Raw genomic sequence first — 25,427 nt, 5'->3', positions numbered from 1 at the left:
AATTGACTCCGTAGTCAATTATTTTTAACACCTACAGATATATGTATTTGTCGCATATACATAAACTGTTATGCAGGAGCAAAAATCCGCTTTAACCCTGCTTACGGCGCGGCTTCGCGGGTTATTTTGCGACATTCACCAAGCCGTAAGCGAATCAACCGCAAATTTTTTGTTTTTTTCTCCTAATCTGCCAATAGCCTATGTTTGACAGGCTGCAGCCTGACCGTTGCGACATACGGTCACAGGGTGACTTGTAGTTTTGACTTCGTTTCGCTCCAGAACCGGTTGAAGGCCTCTGGCTTCGTCTGCAAAATGCTTCGCCCGCCCGGGATTCGGCGGGTCGGCGCTCCACAGCCGCCCCAGCGCACCATCCGAAGTGCGCTGGCTTTTAAAAAGACAAAAGGTCACCGCAGGAGAAATAGTCGTGCACATTGGTGTTCCTCTCGAGACGCAGACCGGTGAGACAAGGGTCGCTGCGACCCCGGAAACCATCAAGAAACTGATTGGCCAGGGCCATCAGGTCACCGTCCAACGGGGGGCAGGGCTCAATGCCAGCATTCCGGACAGTGCCTATGAGGCCGTGGGTGCTTCCCTGGGGAGTGCAGCCGATGCCTACGGCGCCCAATTGGTGCTCAAAGTGGTCGCCCCCAACGACCAGGAACTGGCCCTGATCAACAGTGGCAGCCTCCTGGTGGGCATGCTCAACCCCTTCAACAGCGAGCTGATCGGCAAGATGGCCGAGCGCGGCATTACCGCGTTCGCCCTGGAAGCCGCGCCGCGCACCTCGCGGGCGCAGAGCCTGGACGTGCTGTCGTCGCAGGCCAACATCGCCGGTTACAAGGCGGTGTTGCTGGCTGCCCATCACTACCCACGCTTCATGCCCATGCTCATGACCGCCGCCGGTACCGTCAAGGCCGCGCGCGTGCTGATCCTGGGCGCGGGCGTTGCCGGCCTGCAGGCCATTGCCACGGCCAAGCGCCTGGGCGCAGTGATCGAGGCATCCGACGTACGCCCGGCCGTGAAGGAGCAGATCGAGTCGCTGGGCGCCAAGTTCATCGACGTACCCTACGAAACCGATGAAGAGCGCGAGTGCGCCGAAGGTGTCGGCGGTTATGCCCGTCCAATGCCGGCAAGCTGGATGCAACGCCAGGCCCAGGCCGTGCACGAGCGCGCCAAGCAGGCGGATATCGTCATTACCACTGCGCTGATCCCGGGGCGCAAGGCGCCGACCCTGCTCAGCGCCGAAACCGTCGCGCAGATGAAGCCCGGCTCGGTGGTCATCGACCTCGCAGCAGCCCAAGGCGGCAACTGCCCACTGACTGTCGCCGACCAGGTGGTACAGGAGAACGGCGTGATCATCGTTGGCCCGACCAACCTGCCGGCCCAGGTGGGCGCCGATGCCTCGGCACTGTATGCACGCAACCTGCTGGACTTCATGAAGCTGCTGTTCGACAAGGACGGCGCGCTGGTCATCAACCTCGAAGACGACATCGTCGCGGCCTGCTTGATGTGCCGTGATGGTCAGGTCGTCCGCAAGAACGGCTAAGGAGCACGACAATGGAAGACATGCTGATTTCCCATGGCATCTACAACCTGATCATCTTCGTGCTGGCCATCTATGTGGGCTACCACGTGGTGTGGAACGTCACCCCGGCGCTGCACACACCGCTGATGGCCGTGACCAACGCCATCTCCGCGATCGTCATCGTCGGCGCCATGCTGGCCGCCGCCCTGACCGTGACCCCGGCCGGCAAGCTGATGGGCACCCTTGCGGTAGCCCTGGCCGCAGTCAACGTGTTCGGTGGCTTCCTGGTCACCCGTCGCATGCTTGAGATGTTCAAGAAGAAAACCAAGAACGAGGCGCAGAAGTAAGCATGAGCATGAATCTGGTAACGCTCCTCTACCTCGTCGCCTCGGTGTGCTTCATCCAGGCGCTCAAGGGCCTGTCGCACCCGACTACCTCGCGGCGCGGCAACCTGTTCGGCATGATCGGCATGGGTATCGCCATCGTCACTACGGTCGGCCTCATTTATAAGCTCGGGGCCGAGCTTGCCACCGCCGGCATCGGCTACGTCCTCGTTGGCTTGCTGGTCGGCGGCACCGCCGGTTCGATCATGGCCAAGCGCGTCGAGATGACCAAAATGCCGGAACTGGTCGCCTTCATGCACAGCATGATCGGCCTGGCAGCGGTGTTCATCGCCATCGCCGCGGTGCTGGAACCGCAATCGATGGGCATCGTTGCCGCCATGAGCGACCCGATCCCCACCGGCAACCGTCTGGAGCTGTTCCTCGGCGCAGCCATCGGTGCCATTACCTTCTCCGGCTCGGTGATCGCCTTCGGCAAGCTGTCGGGCAAGTACAAGTTCCGCCTGTTCCAGGGCGCACCGGTACAGTTCACCGGCCAGCACAAGCTGAACCTGATCCTCGGCCTGACCACCATCGCCCTGGGCCTGCTGTTCACCTTCACTGGCCACTACAGTGCCTTCACCCTGATGCTGGTATTGGCCTTCATCATGGGCGTGCTGATCATTATTCCGATCGGGGGCGCCGACATGCCGGTGGTGGTGTCGATGCTTAACAGCTATTCGGGCTGGGCAGCGGCCGGTATCGGCTTCTCGCTGAACAACTCGATGCTGATCATCGCAGGCTCTCTGGTCGGCTCGTCCGGTGCCATCCTTTCGTACATCATGTGCAAGGCGATGAACCGTTCGTTCTTCAACGTCATCCTCGGTGGCTTCGGTGGTGATACCGATGCTGGCGCGGCGCAAGGCTCCAAAGAGCAGCGCCCGGTGAAGTCTGGCTCGGCCGACGATGCCACCTTCCTGCTCAGCAACGCCGACAGCGTGATCATCGTCCCTGGCTACGGCCTGGCGGTGGCTCGCGCCCAGCACGCGCTCAAGGAACTGACCGAGAAGCTGAGCCACAACGGTGTGACCGTGAAGTACGCGATCCACCCGGTGGCCGGCCGTATGCCCGGGCACATGAACGTGCTGCTGGCGGAGGCCGAAGTGCCGTACGACCAAGTGTTCGAGATGGAAGACATCAACGCCGAGTTCGGCCAGGCCGATGTGGTGCTGGTGCTGGGCGCCAACGACGTGGTCAACCCTGCGGCGAAGAACGACCCCAAGTCGCCGATCGCCGGCATGCCGATCCTCGAAGCGTTCAAGGCCAAGACCATCATCGTCAACAAGCGCTCCATGGCCAGCGGCTATGCCGGCCTGGACAACGAACTGTTCTACCTCGACAAGACCATGATGGTGTTCGGCGACGCCAAGAAAGTCATCGAAGACATGGTCAAGGCGGTGGAGTGACAACGCCCGCTGCAAACCAGTTGATATAAAGGAAGCCCCGGTCAGAATCTGCCGGGGCTTTTCTTTTATTGATCCGGATCAACGGCTCTATTCCAAGGCTTCTCATACGACCATGGTCGTGGGACGGCAAGGGGCGAAGTCTCTAGACTGCGCTGCAGTAGTTTCAGTAGCCCGAGATAACAATCCATGTACCGTGATCGTATCCGCTTGTCCTCCCTGCACAGCAAGGTAATGAGTGCGGCTGATGCCGCTGGTCTGATCGAGGACGGCATGACCGTCGGCATGAGCGGTTTCACCCGCGCCGGCGAAGCCAAGGCCGTACCACATGCACTGGCCGAACGTGCCAAGCAGTCGCCACTGAAAATCAGCCTGATGACCGGCGCCAGCCTGGGCAACGACCTGGACAAGCAACTGACCGAGGCCGGCGTGCTGGCTCGCCGCATGCCGTTCCAGGTCGACAGCACCCTGCGCAAGGCCATCAACGACGGCCAGGTGATGTTCATCGACCAGCACCTGTCGGAAACCGTCGAGCAGCTGCGCAACCAGCAGCTGAAGCTGCCGGACATCGCGGTCATCGAAGCCGTGGCCATCACCGAGCAAGGCCATATCGTGCCAACTACCTCGGTGGGCAACTCGGCCAGCTTCGCGATCTTCGCCAAGCAGGTGATTGTCGAGATCAACCTCTCGCACAACACCAACCTCGAAGGCCTGCACGACATCTATATCCCGACCTACCGCCCGACCCGCACGCCAATCCCGCTGGTCAAGGTCGACGACCGTATCGGCAGCACCGCCATCCCGATCGACCCGGCCAAGATCGTCGGCATCGTCATCAGCGACCAGCCGGACTCGCCGTCCACCGTATTGCCGCCGGATGACGAAACCCAGGGCATCGCCGACCACCTGATCAACTTCTTCAAGAAAGAAGTCGAGGCCGGCCGCATGACCAACAAGCTTGGCCCGCTGCAGGCCGGTATCGGCAGCATTGCCAACGCAGTGATGTGCGGCCTGATCGAGTCGCCGTTCGAAGACCTGACCATGTACTCCGAAGTACTGCAGGACTCCACCTTCGACCTGATCGACGCCGGCAAGCTGAGCTTCGCCTCGGGCAGCTCGATCACCTTGTCGACCCGCCGCAACGCCGACGTGTTCGGCAACCTGGAGCGTTACAAGGACAAGCTGGTACTGCGCCCGCAAGAAATCTCCAACCACCCGGAGGTGGTCCGTCGCCTGGGCATCATCGGTATCAACACCGCGCTTGAGTTCGATATCTACGGTAACGTCAATTCCACACACGTCAGCGGTACCAAGATGATGAACGGCATCGGCGGCTCGGGTGACTTCGCCCGTAACGCCCATCTGGCCGTGTTCGTCACCAAGTCGATTGCCAAGGGTGGGGCGATTTCCAGCGTGGTGCCGATGGTCAGCCATGTCGACCATACCGAGCACGATGTGGACATCCTTGTCACCGAGCAAGGCTTGGCCGACCTGCGCGGCCTGGCGCCACGCGAGCGCGCCAGGGCGATCATCGACAACTGTGTGCACCCGGACTACCGCGCAGCACTGAGCGACTACTTCGATCGCGCCTGCCAGCGTGGCGGCCATACCCCGCACATCCTGCGTGAAGCCCTGAGTTGGCACGAGAACTTGGAAGAAACCGGGCGCATGCTGGCTAGCTGATACAGATGTGGTACGGAACGGCGGCCCTGCTCCCGCTGTTCCGGCTTCTTCGCATGCTCGCTAGCGAATGGGCCATAACAGTCCAACCCGTCTATCAAGATACCTGGTCGCCGTTACCCAATTAATCTGTACTACTGTACTGGTAATTTCACGCCTTCCTGGCAGCCAAATACCTTTGGTTTAATGAAAATGCACCAAATAAGGGCAGACCAGTACAGTTACGCCAGTTTCGAGTGCAACAGTAGGGTTACACAGTTAACTGGACCATCGTCTTTCAACTGAACTGTATCTACTGTTATGGACGACAGAGGAGGATCATTGGCATCAGTTAAATCACTACCTAATCCCGCCATAAGCGGAAGGATGAAACATCATGGAACGTACCCTCAGTTCCGGTCTGGTTTTTGAAAGCAACGCCCAACAATCCAACGCTTCGCTGCCGCTGCGCGCTCTGTCCACCTTGCTGCTGTGGCAGCGCCGCATGGCCAGCCGCCGTCAACTGGCTCGCCTGGACGCCCGCCTGCTGGCCGACGCCGGTATCAGCGAGTCGCAGCGTTACGAAGAGCTGAGCAAGCCATTCTGGCGCTAAGCTCCGGCTTGCCGGCTTCGGCCGGCACCGCGAATTCCCGAAACCCGTTGCAGGTGACTGCGACGGGTTTTTTGTTTGCAGGCGGCATGCCAGAGCCTTTTCCCAGCGAACCTGTACAGTTTTGAAAAACATAAATCAGACCAGAACAGTTTATTGGTGCGCTGTTCATTAACATCCAGAAACACCGGCGCGTGATACGCTTGGCGTAACAGTCTGGTAGAACGCACTGTTGAAAAGTACCGCGACGAGCTGTGCGAGCGTCCGATAAAGCAGAACCACCCGACCCTAGTCCAGGAGTCCACGATCATGTCCCGTAAATACCTGATTGGCGCCGCCCTGATGCTGAGCCTGGCCGGCACCGCAAACGCCACCAGCTTCGTTGTAACCACCGACGCCGTCGTTGGCGCAGTGGCCGCGTCCACCGATGCCACTTCCGATATTTCCTCCTCGTTCCGTGACGACAAGATCGTCCAGGCCGCCCGTGACGACGCCGCCAGCTTCGTTGGCAGCCAGGGCGACATCCGCGGTGCCAAGCTGGAAAGCGCTTTCCTGCACATCCGCTCGCAGATGCCAACCCTGCAGGCCAGCGACGCGCAACTGGCGCAGGCCATCCTGGCGCTCTGACCCCGGCTGAGCCATTCAGCTGTGCTGGTCACCACCAGCACAGCCATACCCACCTTTGCCGCCCACGTTTCCAGTTGTTGTAGAGCCCATGCGTTATCTGTTGCCGTTGCTGTTCTCCGTTGTTGGCATGGCCAGCGCCCATGCCATGGATACCACTACGCAAAACCTGGTCATTACCGGCTATGTAACCAGCCAGGTCACCAGCGCACCGTTCGACCGCAAACTTGTCCGCCAGGCCCAGGACGATGCCGCTGCCTTCGTCGCCAGCGACGGCCAGATCCGCGGTGCACGGCTGGAGGCAGCGCTGGAATCATTACGCCACAATTGCGCACGGCATACCGTCGGCGATCTGGAACTGGCGCAAGCAATTCTCGTCCAATAATTAAATCTGACTCCCTGTATTTTTCGGAGATGCTCCATGCGTAAACCGCTGATTGCCGCTACCCTCGGCATGCTGCTGCTGGCCGACCTGGCCCAGGCACAGACCCTGGTGGCCACCAGCAATATCATCGTGCGCGCCTTTGGCCGTTCGATCGATTTCACCTCTGACACCACCACCTCGATCCGCGATTCAAAAGTGGTGCGCGAAGCCCATGACGACGCCGCCAGCTTTGTCGCCAGCAACGGTGACATCCGCGGCGCCCAGCTCGAGGCCGCCTTCAACACCCTGCGCGAGCGCGTGCCGCAAGCGCGTGACGCCAGCGACCAGGTACTGGCTGAAGCCATCCTCGCGCTGTGAACCGCGTGCGCGCCTGGCTGCTCGGCTGCGCCCTGACGCTGCTCGGCACGCCCGCCCTGGCCGACCTGCAGCTCGAGCTGCAGGCGTCCGGCCTTGACTCACAGCAGGCCCTGGCCACTCAGGCTCTGCTCGACGAAGCCATGGGCAAGCTGCCCCCCAGCTTCAAGCAACAGCTGAACCGCCGCGTACGTGTCAGCTGGAGCGACAACATGCCTGCCGACGCCTATGGCCAGGCATCGCTGGTCTCTACCCTCGAACTAAATCGCCGCCTGCTGCCCAGCCTCACCGATGGCAGTGCGGCCACCGAACGCACCAACCGCCCGCATGGCACGGTGCGAGAAGAACTGCTGGCCACCGTGCTGCACGAACTCACCCATATCTATGACCGTGCCCGGCTGTGGCCCAGCGCCGAGAACGCGCTGATCGCCCGTTGCAAGCGCCAGCAAGGTACGTTGGGCAAGGTCGGCCTGCCCGAAGCATGCCGTGGCCAGGCCGAGCGCCGCTTCACCCTCAGCGACGACCCACGCCTGCTCGACCTGGCCGGCTGGCAGCAGTACGTGGGCCGACGCGGCGAGCGCGAGCAGCACAACGGCCAGTTCGTGCGCAGCCCCGACAGCTATGAACTGAGCAGCCCCAAGGAGTACATCGCGGTCAACATGGAGTACTTCCTACTCGACCCGAGCTACGGCTGCCGCCGTCCGGCGCTGAACCAGTACCTGCGCGAACACTTCGGCTGGGCACCACAGCAGGACAGCTGCGCCAAGGGCCTGCCGTTCATCAATGCCGGCAGCGACTTCGGCCGCCAGCCGCTGGGCGAAATCGACCCCGAGCGGGTCTATGAGGTGGACTACCTGCTGGCCGAAGCCAACCAGAACCTGGTCAGCCGCTGGGGCCACAGCATGCTGCGCCTGGTGATCTGCAAGCCGGGCCGCCCACGCGGGCCGGACTGCCGCCTGGACCTCGACCAGAGCCTGGTGCTGTCGTACCGCGCCTTCGTCAACGATGTACAGCTTTCCAGCTGGGACGGCCTGGTCGGTGCCTACCCCTCGCGTCTGTTCGTGCTGCCGCTGGGCCAGGTGATCGACGAGTACACCAAGACCGAACTGCGCAGCCTGGCCTCGGTGCCCTTGCGGCTCGACCGCGACGAGATCGAGAACCTGGTGCGTCAGGCCGCCGAAATGCACTGGAGCTACGATGGCAACTACTGGTTCCTGTCCAACAACTGCGCAGTAGAGTCGTTGAAGCTGCTGCGCAGCGGCACCGCCAACCCACGCCTGAACGACCTCGACAGCATCATGCCCAATGGCTTGCTGGCTGTGCTCAAGGGCAGGGGGCTGGCCGACACCAGCGTACTAGACGACCCCCGCGAAGCGTTGCGCCTGGGTTATCGCTTCGACTCCTACCGTGACCGTTACCAGGCCATGTTCGAGGTGTTGAAGAAGCAGTTGCCAATAAAGCAGGACAAGGTCGAAGACTGGCTGGCCCTTGACGCCGAGCAACGCCGGGGCTGGTTCGCCCAGGCCGACCTGCGCACCAGCGCCGCCTTGCTGCTGCTTGAACAGGCCAGCTTGCGCCGGCAACTGCTGCTGGCCCAGGACGAGGTCAAGCAGCGTTACCTGAACGCCGCCGCGCTGAAGGATGGCAGCGTCAGCAAGGCCGATGCGACCCTCAGACAAATGCTCGCCAACAGTGGCTTCCTCAGCCGCCCGGCAGAGTTGCTCGACAGCAAAGGCTACGGGCTGCCGCAGCCGCAGGAGCGCAAGCACCTGGAACAGGTCAGCAGTGAGCGGCAAGCGCAGTTGCTGCGCTTGAGCACAAGCCTGGACAAAGAGGTGAGGGCGCTGCTGGAGCCGTCGCGGGCCAAGGAAATTGCGGCGGTGGAAGCCAATGTGAAGCAGGTGGGCGAACATCTGCGGGCGCTGCACAAGGCCGCCGGTGGCCTGCAATTGTAACGTCCACTGTGCCGGCCTCTTCGCGGGCATGCCCGCTCCCACAGGATCTGTACAACACCTGAGATCTGCGCCGTCACTGTGGGGAGCGGGTTTACCCGCGAAAGGGCCGGCACAGACAGCACAAAGCCTACAGGTTCTCCTCGGCCTCCGAAGGCAAATCCTCATCCAGATGCAACCAAGGCAACCGGCTACCCACCCAGATATGCCGGTTGGCCTTGACCCGTTCCGGGTGGTCCAGCGTCGCCACCGTCACATCCACCGTCTCCGGGCTATGTGTAGTCACCAACGCCATATGCGCCCCGCAATGCCCACAAAAGTACCGGCTGCAACTGGCCGGCGCCACATAGCAGTTCGGCTCGCCCGCCACCCACCGGAACCCCGAGCGGGGCAGGGTGAGCCAGGTCACCACCAGCCCGCCACTGACCCGCCGGCAGATCGAACAATGGCAATGGGCAATGTCCGTCAGGTCGCCCTCCAACCGATAACGCAAGGCGCCACAATGGCAGCCACCCTCGGTCACATCCTGCATCACCTACCTCTCGTCACCTTTGCTTCGGCGAAAGCTGGCTGAAAGCTTGCCCTCATAGGATAGCCCCCACTACCGGCACAAGACCGGTCAGCCAGGGCACCCGGTAACCACCGCGCCCGGCCCAATCAACAACAACAATGGTGATTCAGATGTATTCCTGTGCCCGACTTTCCGTAGCCCCCCTCCGCATGCTCCCTGCACAGCGCCAAGCGCGCTGATCCGCCCGAATCGACGTTCCTTTCGCCGCGCCACGCCTGGAGTATTGCCATGCTGACCTTCCTCGGCTTTGCCATGGTCATCACCTTCATGTACCTGATCATGACCAAGCGCCTGTCGGCCTTGATCGCGCTGATCCTGGTACCGATCCTGTTCGCCCTGTTCGGCGGTTTTTCCGCCAAGATCGGCCCGATGATGCTCGAGGGCATCAGCAAGCTCGCACCTACCGGCGTGATGCTGATGTTCGCCATCCTCTATTTCGCCCTGATGATCGATTCCGGCCTGTTCGACCCGGCCGTGCGCAAGATCCTCAAGCTGGTCAAGGGCGATCCGCTGAAAGTGTCCGTCGGCACCGCGGTACTGGCCCTGGTGGTCTCGCTCGACGGTGACGGCGCCACCACCTACATGATCTGCTGCGCCGCCATGCTGCCAATGTACAGTCGCCTGGGCATGAGCCCGCGGATCATGGCCGGCCTGATCATTCTCGCCGGCGGGGTAATGAACATGACCCCCTGGGGTGGCCCGACCGCCCGCGCCGCCAGCGCCCTGCACGTGGACCCGTCGGACATCTTCGTACCGATGATCCCGGCCATGCTGTTCGGCGTGCTGGCGATCCTGGCCATCGCCTACATGTACGGCAAGCGCGAACGTGCCCGCCTGGGCGAGTTGCACCTGCCCACCGACGACATCGACCACAGCCAAATTACCGTTTCGCAGTACCCGGACGCGCGCCGGCCAAAATTGCTGTACTTCAACGGTGCCCTGACCGCTGCCCTGATGGTCGCGCTGGTTGCCGGCGTGTTGCCGCTGCCCGTGCTGTTCATGATCGCCTTCAGCATCGCCATGATCGTCAACTACCCGTGCCTGCAGCAGCAGAAAGACCGCATCGCCGCCCACGCCGGCAGCGTGCTGGCGGTCACCGGGCTGATCTTTGCCGCCGGCATCTTCACCGGCATCCTGTCGGGCACCGGCATGGTCGACGCCATGTCCAAGAGCCTGCTGTCGGTCATCCCCGAGGCGTTGGGCCCATACCTCGCGGTGATAACCGCGATCGTGAGCATGCCGTTCACCTTCTTCATGTCCAACGACGCATTCTACTATGGCGTGCTGCCGGTGCTGGCCGAAGCTGCCAGCCACTACGGCATCAGCCCGGTGGAAATGGCCCGTGCGTCGATCGTCGGGCAGCCGGTACACCTGCTAAGCCCCCTGGTACCCTCCACCTACCTGCTGGTGGCCCTGGCCGGGATCGAGTTCGGCGATCATCAGCGCTTCACCTTGAAGTGGGCAGTGCTGGTGTGCCTGTGCATAATGCTCGCCGCGCTGCTGATGGGGATTTTTCCGCTGTTCAGTAGTCTTTAATAAACACGTATTTCCCTAACGCGACGCGCCCGGATCCGGGCGCGTCGCCTTTACCGTTCGAAGGAAGACACATGGAATGGCTGACCAGCCCGGAAATCTGGGTTGCCTTTTTTACCCTTACCGCGCTTGAGATCGTCCTCGGTATCGATAACATCATCATGATCTCGATTCTGGTCAGCCGCATGCCCAAGCACATGCAGCCGCGCACCCGGATCTTCGGGCTGGCCCTGGCAATGGTCACTCGTATCATGCTGCTGCTGTCGATCACCTGGGTCATGCGCCTTACCGCCGACCTGTTCGTGGTCCTGGGCCAGGGCATCTCCGGGCGGGACCTGATCCTGTTCTTTGGTGGCCTGTTCCTGCTGTGGAAAAGCTCGCAAGAGATCTATCACGGCCTGGAAGGCGAGGACGAAAACCCGGAAGAACCGAAAGGCGCGGGTGGCAAGTTCTTCTACACCATCATCCAGATAGCCATCATCGACATCGTGTTCTCGCTGGACTCGGTGATCACTGCGGTGGGCATGGTGTCCCACGTACCGGTGATGATCGCCGCGATCATCGTCGCCGTGCTGGTGATGATGCTGTGCGCCGGCACCATCAGCGACTTCATCGACAAACATCCGTCGTTGAAGATGCTCGCACTATCGTTCCTGATCGTGGTCGGTACCGTGCTGATCGCCGAATCTTTCGACGTACATGTGCCTAAAGGCTATGTCTACTTCGCCATGGCGTTCTCGCTGGCGGTGGAAGCCATCAACATCCGCATGCGAACTGCCTTGGCCCGCAAGAACGGCAAAGAGCACGAGCCAGTGAAACTGCGCAAGGACATTCCGGGTCAATAAGATCAGGAAGTGCAGGACAAAGGGCCCTTCGGGCCCTTTTTTCATTTCCGCCATATTTCAAACAAATAACAGCCATGCGAAGCTGGCGACAGCTCCGCAAAACAACTAAAGCTTTGAGTGAGCACTGAAAATTCTTCAAACGCTCACGCTTCGTCTCTTGGCCCTCTGGGCCAATGCAACAGGGGGCCGTCGCCATGCTGACCCTGCTCAACCTGCTCTCGGCCGTTACGCTTCTGGTCTGGGGCACCCACATCGTGCGTACCGGCATACTCCGGGTATTCGGCTCAAGCCTGCGGCGCATCATCAGCCAGAACATGAGCAAACGCCCGCTTGCGTTCGTCGCAGGCATTCTGGTCACAGCCCTGGTGCAAAGCAGCAACGCCACAGCCATGTTGGTCACCTCGTTCGTCGGCCAAGGCCTGATGGCCATGACCCCGGCCTTGGCAATCATGCTCGGCGCCGACGTGGGTACCGCGCTGATGGCCCGGGTGCTGACCCTGGACCTGTCCTGGCTGTCGCCGCTGCTGATCTTCCTGGGTGTGATCTTCTTCCTCTCGCGCAAGCAGACGCGGGCGGGCCAGCTGGGCAGGGTAGGGATCGGGCTTGGCCTGATCATCCTGGCACTTGAGCTGATCGTGCAGGCAGCTACACCGATTACCCACGCCCAAGGCGTGAAGGTGCTGTTCGCTTCGCTCACCGGCGACATCATGCTCGACGCCCTGGTCGGCGCACTGTTCGCCATGATTTCCTATTCCAGCCTGGCCGCCGTGCTGCTCACCGCGACACTGGCCGGCGCCGAAGTGATCAGCCTGCCAGTGGCCATCGGCCTGGTGGTGGGCGCCAACATCGGCAGCGGATTGCTGGCCTTCATCAGCACCAGCATGCAGAACGCCGCTGGACGCCGTGTGGCCCTGGGCAGCCTGCTGTACAAGCTGATCGGCTTGCTGCTGATCATCCCAGTGCTGCACCCGCTGGTGGGTTGGATGGACTCACTGAGCTTCAGCCCACAGGAGCTGGTCATCGGCTTCCACCTGCTCTACAACACGCTGCGTTGCCTGATCATGCTGCCCACGGTCAAACCCATGGGCAGGCTGTGCAACAGCCTGCTGCCCGAACGGGAAAACGGCAACGGCCAGATTCGCCCGCGCCATCTCGACACCTCGGCGCTGGAAACACCCAGCCTGGCCCTGGCCAACGCCTCCCGCGAAACCCTGCGCCTGGGCGATATCGTCGACAGCCTGCTCGAAGCCATGCTCGGTGCCCTGCGCGGTACCCAGGCCGCCTTGCCGCAGCAGGTCCGCGCCCTGGGCGAGGACGCCGAAGCCTTGTACAGCGCGATCAAGCTGTACCTGGCGCAGATTTCACGTGAAGGCCTCAGCGAACAGGACAACCGCCGCTGGGCAGAAATCATCGAACTGGCGATCAACCTCAAGCTGGCCTGCGACCTGATCGAGCGTATGCTGCGCAAGGTCCAACAGCAGAAAACCAGCCAGCGCCGGGAGTTTTCCCAGGTGGGCCTGGAAGAGCTGACCGGCTTGCAGGAACAGCTGCTGGCCAACCTGCGCCTGGGCTTGTCGGTGTTCCTCAGTGCCGACCCGGAAAGCGCCCGCTTGCTGCTGCGGGAAAAACGCCGTTTTCGCGCCCAGGAACGGCGCCTTGCCCACGCCCATGTCAGCCGCTTGCAGCGCAAGGTAGTGCAAAGTATCGAGACCAGTTCGCTACACTTGGAGCTGATCGCCGACATGAAACGGTTGAACTCTTTGTTCTGTAGCAGTGCCTATGTGGTACTGGGCGGCTCGGACACGGGCGGGCTGATGCTCGACAGCGTGCCGGACGAAGCCCGTCTGCCGTGATTTCGCCTACCTGAGGACCCAAGCTCGCCCATGCGTTGCCTGATGTTCGTTTGCCTGCTGATCTGCAGCCTGCCCTCATTCGCCCTCGACCGCTCGCGGGTTGAAGGTTACCTGTTGCCCAACGGCCTGCAGGTCATCCTGAAAAACGGTTATGAACGTGACCATGTGGCGATTCGCCTGGTGGTCGGCGTCGGCCTGGATGACTTCAGTTGCGAGCAGAAAGAGCTGCCGCACCTGCTCGAGCACCTGCTGTTCAGCGGCATCGACGCAACCGGCGAGGGTGGCCTGGAAGAGCGCCTGCAATCGCTGGGCGGCGAGTGGAACGCCTACACCAGCAGCGCCGACACCACCTTCGTCATCGAAGCCCCGGCGCGCAACCAGCGCAAAGTCCTCGACCTGCTACTGGCGGTGATCCACGAAACCCGCATAGATGCCAAGGCCCTGGCCACCGCCAAGCGCATCATCGAGCGTGAAGATGGCGGCCATTATGGCCACCTGCAGCGCTGGCTCGACCGCCAGGACATCGGCCACCCCGCCAGCGACCAGTTGGCCACCGAGCTAGGCCTGAAATGCCCGGAGCGCTCCAACCTCGACGACATGACCCTGGAGCAGGTGAACACCTTGCGTGACCGCTGGTACGCGGCCAACAACATGACCCTGATCGTGGTCGGCGGCCTCGACCGCCTGCTGCCGGCCTACCTGGAGCGCACCTTTGGCGAATTGCCCGCCACCGAGCCGGAGGAGCGCCGCACCCTGGAAAGCATCGGCCAGCAAGCTGAACAGCGCCGCGACCTGACCCGCGGCTGGCTGGGCGACAGCGTCAAGCTGCACTGGCTGTTCGTCGAGCCGGTGCTAGACAACGACCATCAGGCCACCCTCGACCTGCTGTCGCACTATCTGGATTGGGCGCTGTATGACCAGCTGCGCTTGCGCAACGGGTTGTCCTACGGCCCTTCGGCACAACGCGAGAGCTTCGGCGACACTGGCCTGCTGAGCCTCAATGCCGACCTGGAGCGCGAGGACGTCGACCAGGCGGTCGAGGTGATGCAGAAATTGTTCGATCACCTGCGCAAGGAAGGCCTCGACCCGGACACCTTCGAGCGCATCAAGTACGCCAGCGTCGCCAAGGAAAGCTGGAGCACCCAGGGCAACAGTGCCTTGGCCGACTACTATTGGGGCGCGCTGAACGACTATAGCGACGGACGCTTCGCCAACCCGGTGCGCAAGCTGCGGCAGGTCAGCCTGGCGCAGGCCAACGAGGCGCTGAAGGAACTGCTCAAGGAAGATGGCTATGTGCGTATCGAAAAGCCGTTGCTTGGCTATGATGAACTCTATGGGCTGGTTGCCTTGCTGTTGGGGCTGATCCTGGCAGCGGGGCTGTTGCGCTGGCGTCGGCATGGTCCGGAAAAACCGAGCGGTGCTACACGCGAGCAGTGAAACGACGGTATCCTTTTGCCAGTACCGGCCTCTTCGCGGGCGCGCCCGCGAAGAGGCCAGCACAGTCACCTCACCCATTCTGTTGTAGCCCCCAATGCCCCAAATCCCCCACATCGTCCAGCGCATCATCGAACTGCTCAAACGCTACCCCGGCATCATCGCGCTCGGCGGTTTCCTCTCCGGCATCGGCAGTTTCATACTAGTCGACCGCCAGGCTGGCCTTGCCAGCTGGGTAGCTGTGCTCATGCTGGTCAGCTGGCTCTGGCTGATGCTGGAAAACACCCTCACCGGCCTGTTCGCGCGCACCTTCAACCGCGAAATACCGCAGCCATTGCTGCGCTATGCGACACAGATGATCCACCAGGAATCGCTGTTCTTCGTACTGCCGTTCTTCTTCATCACCACCACCTGGAACAGCGGCCAGTTGGTGTTCACCGGCCTGCTTGGTGCCGCCGGGCTGATTTCGATCACCGATCCGCTGTACTACAAGTGGCTTGCACCGAGGCGCTGGCTGTTCCTGGCGCTGCATACCCTGACCCTGTTCGCCGCCCTGCTGACCGCGCTGCCGATCATCCTGCACCTGACCACCGCGCAAAGCTTCAAGCTGGCCCTCATCGCAGCCATGGCCCTGTCGTTTCCCAGCCTTGCCAGCAGCTTCCCGATCAACAACTGGCGCCGTGCCGTGGCCCTAGTGCTGGTCACCCTGTCGGTTGGCGGCGGGGGCTGGCTTCTGCGCTCCTGGGTGCCACCAGCAACCTTGTGGATGACCGAAGTGGCGGTCAGTACCGAAGTGCTGAACCGCCAGCCGGGCGATTCGCTGCACGAAATTGCCGCCAGCCGCATCCGTAGCAGCGGCCTGTACGCCTACACCGCGATCAACGCGCCACGCGGCCTGAACGAGCGGATCTATCACGTGTGGCAAAAGGACGGCCAGGAAGTTGATCGCATTGCCCTGGACATCCATGGCGGGCGCAAGGAAGGCTACCGGGCCTGGACCCACAAGCAGAACTTCCCGCCGAACCCGGTGGGCAAGTGGCAGGTGAGGGTACTGACAGAGGATGGGCAGGTCATCGGTGTGCTGCGCTTCAAGGTGGTCGATGACGCACCCGCGGGGTGAGTGAAAGGGGGCCGCTTTGCGGCCCTCAAGGTCAGTGAAGACAGCACATAATCACCAAACAGCCCATGCTCGCTGCGCTATGATCAGGCCCTAAGCCTTAGCGCCGAGTCAGTAGCATGGAGCCGATGACCACCCCCAGCGCCACCCTGGACACCAGTAGCCAACCGGCCTGCCTGCGCATTACCGGTGACTGGACCCTGGCGCACTACGCCAGCCTCAAGCGTGAGAGCGAGCGCCTGCGGGCGCAATATGCTGCCGATACCGTCGCCGACCTCAGCCAACTGGGACGCCTGGATACTGCCGGTGCCTCGCTGCTGGCCGAACTGCTCGGCTCCGAACGCCTGTCGCGCTGCACCCATGGCCTGCCCGAAGCCAGCCGCGCCCTGCTCAAGAACGTCTATTGCTCGGTGCAGGACTACTGCATCCCGGTCAAGGAGCCAGAGCGTAACGTGCTGCTGTTGCTGCTGGAACGCATCGGCTGCGCCGTCGGTACCTTGTGGCAAGACACCATGCAAGTGCTCGGTTTCGTTGGCCTGATCCTCGAAACCCTGCTGCGCCGAGCGCTGCAACCACATCGCTGGCGCTTCACCCCGGTCGTGGCGCACATCGAACAGACCGGTCTGGACGCCGCGCCCATCGTCGCCCTGCTGACCTTCCTGGTGGGCGCGGTGGTGGCCTTCCTCGGCGCCACGGTGTTGGCCGATTTCGGCGCGACCATCTTCACCGTCGACCTGGTGGCATTCTCGTTCCTGCGAGAGTTCGCCGTGCTGCTGACCGCCATCCTCATGGCCGGCCGAACCGCCAGCGCGTTCACCGCGCAGATCGGCTCGATGAAGGCCAACGAAGAAATCGACGCCATCCGCACCCTGGGCCTGAACCCCATGGAGATGCTGGTGGTGCCGCGCGTACTGGCGCTGTTGATTTCGCTGCCCTTGCTGACCTTCATCGCGATGATCTGCGGCATCGTCGGCGGCGCGGTGGTGTGCGCGCTGACACTGGACATCTCGCCAGCCATGTTCCTGTCGCTGCTGCAAAGCGACATCGGCGTGCAGCACTTCCTGGTCGGCCTGGCAAAGGCACCGTTCTTCGCCTTCCTGATCGCCGCGATCGGCTGCCTGGAAGGCTTCAAGGTCAGCGGCAGCGCCGAATCGGTTGGCGCGCACACCACCTCGGCGGTCGTGCAGTCGATATTCGTGGTCATCGTGCTGGATGCGGTGGCTGCGCTGTTCTTCATGGAGATGGGCTGGTGAATGGCCAGGAACGTGTGATCGAGGCCCGCGGCATCTGTAACCGCTTCGGCCGTCAGAGCGTGCACGAAGACCTCGACCTCGACCTGTATCGCGGCGAGATACTCGCCGTGGTCGGCGGCTCGGGCAGCGGCAAGTCGGTGCTATTACGCAGCATTATTGGCCTGCGGCGGCCCAACGAAGGGCAGATCAAGGTGTTCGGCCAGGACCTGTCCGGCCTGCGCGAAGAGCAGCGCTCACTGGTCGAGCGGCGCTTCGGCGTGCTGTTTCAGAAGGGCGCGCTGTTCTCTTCGCTGACTGTCACCGAAAACGTGGCATTGCCGCTGATCGAGCACGCCGGGCTGTCCCGCGCCGATGCCGAGCACCTGGCCGGGGTGAAACTGGCCCTGGCCGGGCTGCCAATCTCGGCCGCCGACAAATACCCGGCCTCGCTGTCCGGGGGCATGATCAAGCGCGCCGCGCTGGCCCGGGCACTGGCACTGGACCCTGACATCCTGTTCCTCGACGAACCCACCGCCGGCCTGGACCCGATCGGTGCCGCCGCCTTCGACCAGTTGATCCTTACCCTGCGTGACGCCCTGGGCCTGTCGGTATTCCTCATCACCCACGACCTCGACACCTTGTACACCATTACCGACCGCATCGCCGTGCTGTCGCAGAAGAAGGTCCTGGTGGCCGGCCCGCTGGCCGAGGTCGAGCAGACCGACGACGCCTGGATTCAAGAATACTTTCATGGCCCACGCGGGCGCGCAGCCGAGCAGGCCGCCACCCGTGCCGGGCAGGAGCGCTGAGCAATGGAAACCCGAGCCCATCACGTTCTTATCGGCCTGGTCACCGTCCTGGTGGTGGCCGGCGCCATGCTGTTCGGCATGTGGCTGGCCAAGTCGAGTGTCGACGACGCCTTCAAGGACTACGAAGTGGTGTTCAACGAAGCCGTCTCCGGCCTGTCCCGCGGCAGCCCGGTGCAGTACAACGGCATCAAGGTAGGCGATGTGTCCACCCTGCGCCTGGACCCGAAAGACCCGCGCCGGGTACTGGCACGGGTGCGCCTGAGCGCCGACACCCCGGTGAAGGAAGACACCCAGGCCAAGCTGACCCTGGCCGGCGTGACCGGCAACTCGTTCATCCAGCTCAGCGGGGGCACCCCGCAAAGCCCCGAGTTGAAAGGCAAGGACGGCAAGCTGCCGGTGATCATCGCATCGCCCTCGCCAATCTCGCGCCTGCTCAATGACAGCAGCGACCTGGTGACCAACATCAACCTGCTGCTGCATAACGCCAACCAGATGTTTTCCGAGGACAACATCGGCCACCTCAGCAACACCCTGTCCAACCTCGACAAGACCACCGGCGCCTTCGCTGGCCAGCACGGCAGCATCACCCAGGCCATCGAGCAACTGGTGCAGGTGGGCAAGCAGGCCAGCGCCACCCTGGCCGAAACCCAGGCACTGATGCGCAATGCCAACGGCCTGCTGGGCAGCGAAGGCAAGCAGGCAATCGGCAGCGCCGAGCAGGCCATGCAGTCACTGGCCGAGAGCACCGCCACCATCAACCGCCTGCTCGAGGACAACCGCGAAGCCATCGGCGACGGTGCCCAGGGCCTGAACCAGCTGACCCCGGCGATTCGCGAGCTACGCGAAACCCTAAACGCACTCAAAGGCATTTCCCGGCAACTGGAGGCCGACCCTAGCGGCTACCTGCTCGGCCGCGACAACAACAAGGAGTTCCAACCATGAAACCGTCGCTGCGCCTGCTGGCCCTGGCGGCCGCACTGAGCCTGGCCAGTGCCTGCTCGATCCTGCCGCAGAGCGAGCCCGTCGACCTGTACCGTCTGCCGGTGAACCAGCCCGGCCGGACGGCGCCGGCGCTGGACTGGTCATTGCGCCTGAACAAGCCGCTGGCCAGCGAAGTGCTGGCCGGGCCACGGATTGCAGTGATTCCCCAGGGCGATGTGGTCAGCAGCTACAAGGGCGCGCGCTGGAGCGACGCAGTGCCGGTGCTGCTGCGCAACCGCCTGCTCGACGGTTTCCAGCGTGACGGCCAGGTACAGCGCCTGAGTGCCGACGACAGCAACCTGCAGGCCGACTACGAGCTGGCTGGCGAGCTGCAGGCGTTCCAGACCGAATACAGCGCGGGCGGGGCGGTGGAGGTGGTGATCCGCTATGACGCACGCCTGGTCCAAGGCCGCAACCAGCGCATTCTGGCCAGCAAACGCTTCGAAATCCGCCAGCCGCTGGCCGACAAGCAGGTGTCAGCGGTGGTTGCCGGCTTCGGGAAGGCCTGCGACCAGCTGACCGGGCAGGTGGTGAGTTGGACCATTGCGCAAGCAGCAAGCGTTCGCGCTCACTAAACCCCTGCCTGCTTTTTGTGGGAGCGGCCTTGTGTCGCGAAAGGGCCGCGAAGCGGCCCCGGCATTCTTGCATGAGCGCCGAAATCCTGGGGCCGCTGTGCGGCCCTTTCGCGACGCAAGGCCGCTCCCACAACGGTCCGCGTCAGGCGAAGAACCAGTAGCAGACGAATATCGCCGCGATCACACCGGAAAACTCCGCCAGCAAGGCGCAGCCGACGGCATGGCGCACGCGCTGGATACCCACCGCACCAAAGTAAACCGCCAGCACGTAGAAGGTGGTTTCGGTACTCCCCTGAATCGTCGCCGCCACCAGCGCCGGGAAGCTGTCCACACCGTGGGTCTGCATGGTCTCGATCAGCATCGCCCGCGCCGCACTGCCGGAGAACGGTTTGACCAGCGCCGTGGGCAAGCCCTCGACGAAGCGGGTGTCCAGACCCAGCCCAGTCACCGCATGACGAATACCGTCCAAGGCCAGCTCCAGGGCGCCTGAGGCCCGCAATACACCCACCGCCACCAGCATCGCCACCAGGTAAGGCAACAGGCCCTTGGCCACATCGAAACCTTCCTTGGCGCCTTCGACAAAGGCTTCATACACCTTCACCCGCTTCAAGGCGCCGATCACCAGGAACAGGGTGATCACACCAAACAACGTGAGGTTGCCCAGGATCGACGACAGGCTGGCCAGCGCGGCCGCCGAAAGGGTGCCGAGAAAGGCCATGAAGCCGCCCAACAGCAAGGCACCGGGAATCAGGTAGGCAAGCACTACCGGGTCCCACAGGCGCAGGCGCTGCATCAATGCCACCGACAGCAGGCCGACCAAGGTGGAGACGCTGGTGGCCAGCAGGATTGGCAGGAACACCATGGTCGGGTCCGCCGCACCTTGCTGGGCCCGATACATGAAGATGGTCACAGGCAGCAGGGTCAACGACGATGCGTTGAGCACCAGGAACAGGATCTGTGCGTTGCTCGCCGTGGTACTGCTGGGGTTCAGCTCCTGCAGTGCGCGCATGGCCTTCAGGCCGATCGGCGTGGCGGCGTTGTCCAGCCCCAGGCCGTTGGCGGCGAAGTTCATGGTGATCAGGCCCAGGGCCGGGTGGCCGGGCGGAACTTCCGGCATCAGCCGGGCAAACAACGGGCCGAGCACCTTGGCCAGCCACTCGACGATGCCAGCCTTCTCGGCGATCTTGAGAAAGCCCAGCCAAAGGGTCAGCGTGCCGAACAACAGCACCATCACCTCGACCGACAACTTGGCCATGGCGAATATGCTCTCGACCATCGCCGCGAAGATGCCGGCGTTGCCGCCTATTAGCCATTGGGCCAGGGCGGACACTGCCGCCACCAGGAAAAAGCCAAGCCAAAGGCCGTTGAGCATCCGTGTGTTCCCCCTGAAAAATGCCCGAATGATAGCGTATCGGGGCGTAAGGCTGGAGACCGCAGGCGAGGGCCGCGGCCTTGCGTCGCGAAAGGGCCGCAAGATCTCACAGGCAACAAAAAGCCCCGACAGGTCGGGGCTTCTTGTTCAGCTCATCAGGCTCAGCGCTTGGCAGCTTCGCCAACCATGGCCGCTTCCTGCTTGCCGGCCATCAGCGAGGCGTAGTACTTCTCGCCCTTGGCCGCGTCGTACATGCCTTCCCAGCGCGCGATGACCAAGGCTGCCAGGGCGTTGCCCACAACGTTCAAGGCGGTACGGGCCATGTCCATGATGCGGTCGACACCGGCGATGAAGGCCAGGCCTTCCAGCGGGATACCCACGCTGCCAAGGGTGGCCAGCAGCACCACGAAGGAAACACCCGGTACGCCAGCGATACCCTTGGAGGTGACCATCAGGGTCAGCACCAGCAGCAGCTGCTGGCTCCACGACAGGTCGATACCGTACAGCTGGGCAATGAAGATGGCCGCGATGCTCTGGTACAGGGTCGAACCGTCGAGGTTGAACGAGTAGCCGGTCGGTACCACAAACGAGCAGATCGACTTCGGCGCACCGTACTTCTCCATCTTCTCGATCACGCGCGGCAGCACGGTTTCCGAGCTGGAGGTGGAGTAGGCGAGAATCAGCTCATCTTTCATGATGCGCATGATCTTGATCACCGAGAAGCCGAACAGGCGGGCAACCAGGCCCAGCACCATGAAGGCGAAGAAGGCGATGGCGAAGTACACCAGTACCACCAGCTTGGCCAGCGGCAGCAGCGAGCTGAACCCGAAGTTGGCCACGGTCACTGCGATCAGGGCGAACACGCCGATAGGGGCGTAGTTCATGATCATGTGGGTGACCTTGAACATGGTCTCGGAAACCGCCTGGAAAGTACGCACCAACGGGTCGCGCAGCTCTGCCTGCAGGCTCGACAGACCCAGGCCGAACATCACCGAGAAGAAGATGATCGGCAGCATTTCGCCACGCATCAGCGCTGCGAAAATGTTCGACGGGATCAGGTTCAGCAGGGTTTCGATGAACGCATGCTCGTGCTGCACTTCGGCCGCGGTAGCCTGGTACTTGGAGATGTCCACTGTACCCAGGGTGCTCATGTCGATGCCGGCGCCCGGGTGGAACAGGTTGGCCAACACCAGGCCGACGACGATGGCGATGGTGGTCACCACTTCGAAGTAGATGATGGTCTTCAGGCCGATGCTGCCCAGTTTCTTCGCGTCGCCAACCCCGGCGATACCCACGATCAGCGACGAAATCACGATCGGGACGACGATCATCTTGATCAGGCGAATGAAGATGTCACCAGCGGGCTGGAGGACATTGCTGATCCACCATGCCTTTTCTGCACTGAAATGATTCAGTAGAGCGCCGATTGCAACACCCAGGACCAGACCGATGACGATCTGCCAGGCGAGGCTCAGTTTTGCCTTCTTCATGTCTTTACCCTTTGTTCTAGTGGTCATGGGCACCCAACGGAAACGCGCGTAACAGAGCCGTTGGCTAGGTCACGGGCAGCAGCTGCTTCCGTCCGGCGACTTCATGTAAGGACACCGCAGGCGAGCGACAGGGGCGCTCGGCCGGCGAAAAAGGCGGCAACTATTGCGATGGCAAAGGGGGAAATCTAATGCCTGAAGCGCATGACCCATGCCGTTTATGCATAACGTTTCTGACCAAAACGGGAGGTTCGCAAGTGCTTGATTTCCAACGTTCGGAATCCCGAACAAGACCAAACCGCCATTTTTAGGCAGATTTGGCAGGGTAAAAAGGACAGGGGCGATGGCTTGTTCGACAATCCGAATGGCCGAAATGCCACTTGAACAAGCGCCGAGCTGATCGAAAAAAATTGACGTGCGGTCGAGACAAAATGTGTCTCGAAGAAGAAATCGCGCAGGAAGAGACGTTTCCTACATGGCTCCTCGGAAGTCAGGTCTGGTCAGATGCCCCTATGGCACCGCCGACCTGAAACTTCCGATTCCGCCTTTCCTGACCCGGCCCATTGCTGGAGGCACTCCCTGTACCCCTAGGCCACTCCGATCCTGCAACAATCAGAACAGCCCGACCCCTTGGTCATGTGCAGCCCCTCCTCGGGGCGGCGCATCATAGAAGGCTGAAATATAGAAAGGTTCAGCTTCTATTACGTGACAGTGCATGACCTTTCATCCGTACCGGGTACAAACGCTCAGTACCAGTTCGGGTCACGCTTGAGCTGCTCCTGCAGCATCGCTTTCATGCCGTCGTCCGGCTCACCCAGCCAGCGGTACTGTGCGTGACGGGTGGGCGACTTGTCGTTCGGCAGACCTTCGGGCACCTCCACGAGCATCCCGTAGGCATCATCCTTGTCCCAGCTGAACGCCACGATCAGGCGCTTGTAGGTGCAGTTTTCCTTGCCTTCGCACAACGGGCCGACCAGGTATTTGTCGCCGTCCTCGGTAACTGCAGACATCTGCTGCTGGGAACTGCCGGTCAGATTGACCACCCAGTCAGGCAGGCGTTCCTCGCCTTTGATCGTCTCCTGCCAGGTTTCCCTGTACTCCGGGTCCGAGCCGAGCAACTGGTCGACCCGGACCTGGCCGTCATTGGCCGCCATCGCCGCTGCACTGCCACCCAGTAACAGGGCGGCAGCCAGGGCTGTCCAACGCTTCCTGCCCATCTTCAACCTCGTCCACGTCCAAAGAAGAAGGAGGCTACGAACAGCACCAGGAAGACAATGAACAGAATCTTCGCGATACCCGTGGCAGCGCCCGCGATACCACCGAAGCCCAGTACGGCGGCGACAATGGCGATGATGAGGAAAGTGATAGCCCAACTCAGCATGGTGGTTCTCCTTTCTTTTTCGGAATCGGTTCAGCCGGCGGTCAGAACACCCAGCGGTCCTGGGGTACGACATTTTCCAAGGTGGCCGGTGACGCAGTGGCCTGGCCGGTTGGCAGCGGGTCGGCGGCCTTGACCAGGGTGTTGGCACGGGTTGCCTGAATCTGCGTCAACAGGGCGGTCTGCGCCGCCACTTGCTCGGCCAGGCGTGCGGTCTGCCAGCTGTAATAGAAGAGGCCAGCGGCCAAAGTCAGTACCAGCGCCAGGGTGAGTGACAACACCTGGCGCAGGGGCAGTGCGGCGCTCTGCAAGCGGTTGACGGATTGGCAGTTCATGCCGGCTCCTCCTGCTGTAATTCTTGTTCAAACCTGAATAAGTAATTGCAGCCTGCATGCCAGCCTTTTGATTCAAATAAAATCCTTTAAAATCAAGTATTTATACAGTAGGACAATAATCGACAGGGACGTATCCTGCACGATGCCGTCCGTGGGGTCGTGCGAATTGCACGATCAACCTTCGACCTTGGTCGCTACCTTGAGCAGGTCCGCGTCCACCCCGCGCACGCCGATGATCTGCCTAGCGATTTCCACGGCGATGGTTTTCTGCTCGCTGCTGACCACTTCGCCTGAAAGCCGAACCAGCCCCTCTTCGCTGGCCACTTTCAGGTTCAGGCCATCAAGGTTGCGGCTGAAGCGGTAGCTGTTCTGGATCTTGTCGATGATCCAGCTGTCACTCGGCTGCGGCCCGGTCGGCAGCCCAATCGGAGCTTCCCGGGCCTTGGCCATGGCGGCGGTATCGAGGCTGACCAGGTTGTTGACCAGGTGCACGCCCTCCGTGGTGCGCGCCACCACGCCGGCCAGCTCCTTGGCCTCGGCACTGTCGACCTTGCCGCGCAGGGTCACCACACCTTCGCTGCTCTGTACATCTATAGGTGCCTTCTCGGTTATGCGGCTCCATAGCAGCCGAGCACGGATCACCGCGGCCAGGGTGGCATCCTCCAGGCGCTGGGCGTAGGCACGCAACGCCAGCGGGCGCTCCACCAGCTGGGCATTGACCCGCAGTTGGTTGTCAACTTGCTCGATGCCACGGGTAGCCAGAGCCACATGCTCTGCCAGCTGGCGCTCGACGTCGTTCTCCACCTCACCGGAAAGGCGCGCCTGCTTGCCATCCACCTCGACCTGAATACGGAACGGGTCGAGCATGCGGTTCAGCGACAGGGCAGTTTGCAAGGCCCCCTCCAGGCGGGCGTCTTGCACCGGATCGGCGAATACCGGCGTGAACACCGGTAGCAGTGTGGCTGCCAACATGGCGGCTCGGATGGAAAAGGGCATGGCAGTGCCTCCTTTTG

At 62.2% G+C, this 25,427-nt stretch carries 25 protein-coding genes; 18 read left to right on the top strand and 7 right to left on the bottom strand.

The genetic code is table 11. The features are described from left to right. The first annotated feature begins 424 nt into the window (after positions 1 to 424). From E5221_RS00895 to E5221_RS00855, 9 genes are all read left to right on the top strand, one after another. Positions 425 to 1,546 (top strand): Re/Si-specific NAD(P)(+) transhydrogenase subunit alpha, encoded by a 1,122-nt coding sequence (locus tag E5221_RS00895; RefSeq protein WP_015268506.1) that lies wholly within the window; start codon positions 425 to 427, stop codon positions 1,544 to 1,546. 11 nt (positions 1,547 to 1,557) lie between these two features. Then, on the top strand, positions 1,558 to 1,872 hold the full coding sequence (locus E5221_RS00890; RefSeq protein ID WP_003256966.1) for an NAD(P) transhydrogenase subunit alpha: 315 nt from the start codon (positions 1,558 to 1,560) through the stop codon (positions 1,870 to 1,872). Between the two features lie 2 nt (positions 1,873 to 1,874). Further along, entirely contained in the window at positions 1,875 to 3,311 is a 1,437-nt protein-coding gene (locus E5221_RS00885) for an NAD(P)(+) transhydrogenase (Re/Si-specific) subunit beta (protein WP_024087962.1), read from the top strand. A gap of 186 nt (positions 3,312 to 3,497) precedes the next feature. Next, entirely contained in the window at positions 3,498 to 4,991 is a 1,494-nt protein-coding gene (locus tag E5221_RS00880) for an acetyl-CoA hydrolase/transferase family protein (RefSeq protein WP_247846771.1), read from the top strand. Positions 4,992 to 5,364: 373 nt separating this feature from the next. Further along, positions 5,365 to 5,580, top strand: coding sequence for a DUF1127 domain-containing protein (locus E5221_RS00875; protein ID WP_003256968.1), 216 nt, complete (start codon positions 5,365 to 5,367; stop codon positions 5,578 to 5,580). Between the two features lie 306 nt (positions 5,581 to 5,886). Next, positions 5,887 to 6,204 carry a DUF2388 domain-containing protein gene (locus E5221_RS00870; protein WP_015268503.1) on the top strand — a complete coding sequence of 106 codons (318 nt, stop codon included), beginning with the start codon at positions 5,887 to 5,889 and terminating at the stop codon, positions 6,202 to 6,204. A gap of 88 nt (positions 6,205 to 6,292) precedes the next feature. Continuing rightward, a complete protein-coding gene (locus E5221_RS00865; protein WP_061550158.1) occupies positions 6,293 to 6,586 on the top strand; it encodes a DUF2388 domain-containing protein in 294 nt (97 codons plus the stop codon). 36 nt (positions 6,587 to 6,622) lie between these two features. Next, entirely contained in the window at positions 6,623 to 6,943 is a 321-nt protein-coding gene (locus tag E5221_RS00860; RefSeq protein WP_003256970.1) for a DUF2388 domain-containing protein, read from the top strand. Next, positions 6,940 to 8,895 (top strand): DUF4105 domain-containing protein, encoded by a 1,956-nt coding sequence (locus tag E5221_RS00855; protein WP_247846770.1) that lies wholly within the window; start codon positions 6,940 to 6,942, stop codon positions 8,893 to 8,895. The genes E5221_RS00860 and E5221_RS00855 overlap by 4 nt, the downstream gene beginning before the upstream one ends. A 127-nt stretch (positions 8,896 to 9,022) precedes the next feature. Here the strand turns inward: E5221_RS00855 and E5221_RS00850 are convergent, their stop codons facing one another. Beyond that, positions 9,023 to 9,424 (bottom strand): GFA family protein, encoded by a 402-nt coding sequence (locus tag E5221_RS00850; protein WP_061550160.1) that lies wholly within the window; start codon positions 9,422 to 9,424, stop codon positions 9,023 to 9,025. Positions 9,425 to 9,691: 267 nt separating this feature from the next. Here E5221_RS00850 and E5221_RS00845 point away from each other — a divergent pair, with 267 nt between their 5' ends. The 9 genes from E5221_RS00845 (at position 9,692) to E5221_RS00805 (ending at position 19,842) form a co-directional block, all read left to right on the top strand. Further along, on the top strand, positions 9,692 to 10,999 hold the full coding sequence (locus tag E5221_RS00845; RefSeq protein ID WP_039612426.1) for a CitMHS family transporter: 1,308 nt from the start codon (positions 9,692 to 9,694) through the stop codon (positions 10,997 to 10,999). Positions 11,000 to 11,070: 71 nt separating this feature from the next. Continuing rightward, positions 11,071 to 11,841 (top strand): TerC family protein, encoded by a 771-nt coding sequence (locus tag E5221_RS00840; RefSeq protein WP_003256974.1) that lies wholly within the window; start codon positions 11,071 to 11,073, stop codon positions 11,839 to 11,841. A gap of 194 nt (positions 11,842 to 12,035) precedes the next feature. Beyond that, the gene (locus tag E5221_RS00835) at positions 12,036 to 13,694 is read left to right on the top strand and encodes a Na/Pi cotransporter family protein (RefSeq protein WP_023661571.1); all 1,659 of its coding nucleotides are present in this window, start codon (positions 12,036 to 12,038) and stop codon (positions 13,692 to 13,694) included. A 30-nt stretch (positions 13,695 to 13,724) separates the two neighbouring features. Next, positions 13,725 to 15,131, top strand: coding sequence for a pitrilysin family protein (locus E5221_RS00830; RefSeq protein WP_247846769.1), 1,407 nt, complete (start codon positions 13,725 to 13,727; stop codon positions 15,129 to 15,131). Positions 15,132 to 15,225: 94 nt separating this feature from the next. Beyond that, positions 15,226 to 16,248, top strand: a complete 1,023-nt coding sequence (locus E5221_RS00825; RefSeq protein WP_247846768.1) for a DUF5924 family protein — start codon at positions 15,226 to 15,228, stop codon at positions 16,246 to 16,248. A gap of 116 nt (positions 16,249 to 16,364) precedes the next feature. Continuing rightward, entirely contained in the window at positions 16,365 to 17,498 is a 1,134-nt protein-coding gene (locus E5221_RS00820; RefSeq protein WP_182329908.1) for an MlaE family lipid ABC transporter permease subunit, read from the top strand. Then, the gene (locus E5221_RS00815; protein WP_039612423.1) at positions 17,495 to 18,286 is read left to right on the top strand and encodes an ATP-binding cassette domain-containing protein; all 792 of its coding nucleotides are present in this window, start codon (positions 17,495 to 17,497) and stop codon (positions 18,284 to 18,286) included. The genes E5221_RS00820 and E5221_RS00815 overlap by 4 nt, the downstream gene beginning before the upstream one ends. A gap of 3 nt (positions 18,287 to 18,289) precedes the next feature. After that, positions 18,290 to 19,228 carry an MlaD family protein gene (locus E5221_RS00810; protein ID WP_003256978.1) on the top strand — a complete coding sequence of 313 codons (939 nt, stop codon included), beginning with the start codon at positions 18,290 to 18,292 and terminating at the stop codon, positions 19,226 to 19,228. Beyond that, on the top strand, positions 19,225 to 19,842 hold the full coding sequence (locus E5221_RS00805; RefSeq protein ID WP_247846767.1) for an ABC-type transport auxiliary lipoprotein family protein: 618 nt from the start codon (positions 19,225 to 19,227) through the stop codon (positions 19,840 to 19,842). The genes E5221_RS00810 and E5221_RS00805 overlap by 4 nt, the downstream gene beginning before the upstream one ends. Before the next feature lie 142 nt (positions 19,843 to 19,984). Here the strand turns inward: E5221_RS00805 and E5221_RS00800 are convergent, their stop codons facing one another. The 6 genes from E5221_RS00800 to E5221_RS00775 all read right to left on the bottom strand — a co-directional run bounded on the left by E5221_RS00800 (position 19,985) and on the right by E5221_RS00775 (position 25,410). Continuing rightward, on the bottom strand, positions 19,985 to 21,214 hold the full coding sequence (locus tag E5221_RS00800; RefSeq protein WP_247846766.1) for a spore maturation protein: 1,230 nt from the start codon (positions 21,212 to 21,214) through the stop codon (positions 19,985 to 19,987). 161 nt (positions 21,215 to 21,375) lie between these two features. Continuing rightward, positions 21,376 to 22,704: a glutamate/aspartate:proton symporter GltP gene (gene gltP, locus E5221_RS00795; RefSeq protein ID WP_003256981.1), complete on the bottom strand. Its 1,329-nt coding sequence runs from the start codon at positions 22,702 to 22,704 to the stop codon at positions 21,376 to 21,378. A gap of 743 nt (positions 22,705 to 23,447) precedes the next feature. Further along, a complete protein-coding gene (locus E5221_RS00790; RefSeq protein ID WP_247846765.1) occupies positions 23,448 to 23,918 on the bottom strand; it encodes an inhibitor of vertebrate lysozyme family protein in 471 nt (156 codons plus the stop codon). A 2-nt stretch (positions 23,919 to 23,920) separates the two neighbouring features. Beyond that, complete coding sequence (locus tag E5221_RS00785) at positions 23,921 to 24,082, bottom strand: DUF1328 domain-containing protein (RefSeq protein WP_003252966.1); 162 nt, start codon at positions 24,080 to 24,082, stop codon at positions 23,921 to 23,923. A gap of 41 nt (positions 24,083 to 24,123) precedes the next feature. After that, the gene (locus tag E5221_RS00780) at positions 24,124 to 24,414 is read right to left on the bottom strand and encodes a hypothetical protein (protein WP_061550164.1); all 291 of its coding nucleotides are present in this window, start codon (positions 24,412 to 24,414) and stop codon (positions 24,124 to 24,126) included. A gap of 174 nt (positions 24,415 to 24,588) precedes the next feature. After that, entirely contained in the window at positions 24,589 to 25,410 is an 822-nt protein-coding gene (locus tag E5221_RS00775) for a BON domain-containing protein (RefSeq protein ID WP_023661565.1), read from the bottom strand. Positions 25,411 to 25,427: the final 17 nt, after the last annotated feature.

The organism is Pseudomonas sp. A2 (assembly GCF_023100865.1).
In the GTDB taxonomy this organism is placed as follows: Bacteria; Pseudomonadota; Gammaproteobacteria; order Pseudomonadales; family Pseudomonadaceae; genus Aquipseudomonas; species Aquipseudomonas asiatica.
The sequence above is the reverse complement of the archived record's forward strand: the minus strand, read 5'-3'. Positions and strand labels throughout refer to the sequence as shown.

Coding starts and splice junctions, on each gene's coding strand:
- E5221_RS00890 (WP_003256966.1), top strand. CDS start 1,558: ATGGAAGACATGCTGATTTCCCATGGCATCTACAACCTGATCATCTTC.
- E5221_RS00885 (WP_024087962.1), top strand. CDS start 1,875: ATGAGCATGAATCTGGTAACGCTCCTCTACCTCGTCGCCTCGGTGTGC.
- E5221_RS00880 (WP_247846771.1), top strand. CDS start 3,498: ATGTACCGTGATCGTATCCGCTTGTCCTCCCTGCACAGCAAGGTAATG.
- E5221_RS00875 (WP_003256968.1), top strand. CDS start 5,365: ATGGAACGTACCCTCAGTTCCGGTCTGGTTTTTGAAAGCAACGCCCAA.
- E5221_RS00870 (WP_015268503.1), top strand. CDS start 5,887: ATGTCCCGTAAATACCTGATTGGCGCCGCCCTGATGCTGAGCCTGGCC.
- E5221_RS00865 (WP_061550158.1), top strand. CDS start 6,293: ATGCGTTATCTGTTGCCGTTGCTGTTCTCCGTTGTTGGCATGGCCAGC.
- E5221_RS00860 (WP_003256970.1), top strand. CDS start 6,623: ATGCGTAAACCGCTGATTGCCGCTACCCTCGGCATGCTGCTGCTGGCC.
- E5221_RS00850 (WP_061550160.1), bottom strand. CDS start 9,424: ATGCAGGATGTGACCGAGGGTGGCTGCCATTGTGGCGCCTTGCGTTAT.
- E5221_RS00845 (WP_039612426.1), top strand. CDS start 9,692: ATGCTGACCTTCCTCGGCTTTGCCATGGTCATCACCTTCATGTACCTG.
- E5221_RS00840 (WP_003256974.1), top strand. CDS start 11,071: ATGGAATGGCTGACCAGCCCGGAAATCTGGGTTGCCTTTTTTACCCTT.
- E5221_RS00835 (WP_023661571.1), top strand. CDS start 12,036: ATGCTGACCCTGCTCAACCTGCTCTCGGCCGTTACGCTTCTGGTCTGG.
- E5221_RS00830 (WP_247846769.1), top strand. CDS start 13,725: ATGCGTTGCCTGATGTTCGTTTGCCTGCTGATCTGCAGCCTGCCCTCA.
- E5221_RS00825 (WP_247846768.1), top strand. CDS start 15,226: ATGCCCCAAATCCCCCACATCGTCCAGCGCATCATCGAACTGCTCAAA.
- E5221_RS00820 (WP_182329908.1), top strand. CDS start 16,365: ATGGAGCCGATGACCACCCCCAGCGCCACCCTGGACACCAGTAGCCAA.
- E5221_RS00810 (WP_003256978.1), top strand. CDS start 18,290: ATGGAAACCCGAGCCCATCACGTTCTTATCGGCCTGGTCACCGTCCTG.
- E5221_RS00805 (WP_247846767.1), top strand. CDS start 19,225: ATGAAACCGTCGCTGCGCCTGCTGGCCCTGGCGGCCGCACTGAGCCTG.
- E5221_RS00800 (WP_247846766.1), bottom strand. CDS start 21,214: ATGCTCAACGGCCTTTGGCTTGGCTTTTTCCTGGTGGCGGCAGTGTCC.
- gltP (WP_003256981.1), bottom strand. CDS start 22,704: ATGAAGAAGGCAAAACTGAGCCTCGCCTGGCAGATCGTCATCGGTCTG.
- E5221_RS00790 (WP_247846765.1), bottom strand. CDS start 23,918: ATGGGCAGGAAGCGTTGGACAGCCCTGGCTGCCGCCCTGTTACTGGGT.
- E5221_RS00785 (WP_003252966.1), bottom strand. CDS start 24,082: ATGCTGAGTTGGGCTATCACTTTCCTCATCATCGCCATTGTCGCCGCC.
- E5221_RS00780 (WP_061550164.1), bottom strand. CDS start 24,414: ATGAACTGCCAATCCGTCAACCGCTTGCAGAGCGCCGCACTGCCCCTG.
- E5221_RS00775 (WP_023661565.1), bottom strand. CDS start 25,410: ATGCCCTTTTCCATCCGAGCCGCCATGTTGGCAGCCACACTGCTACCG.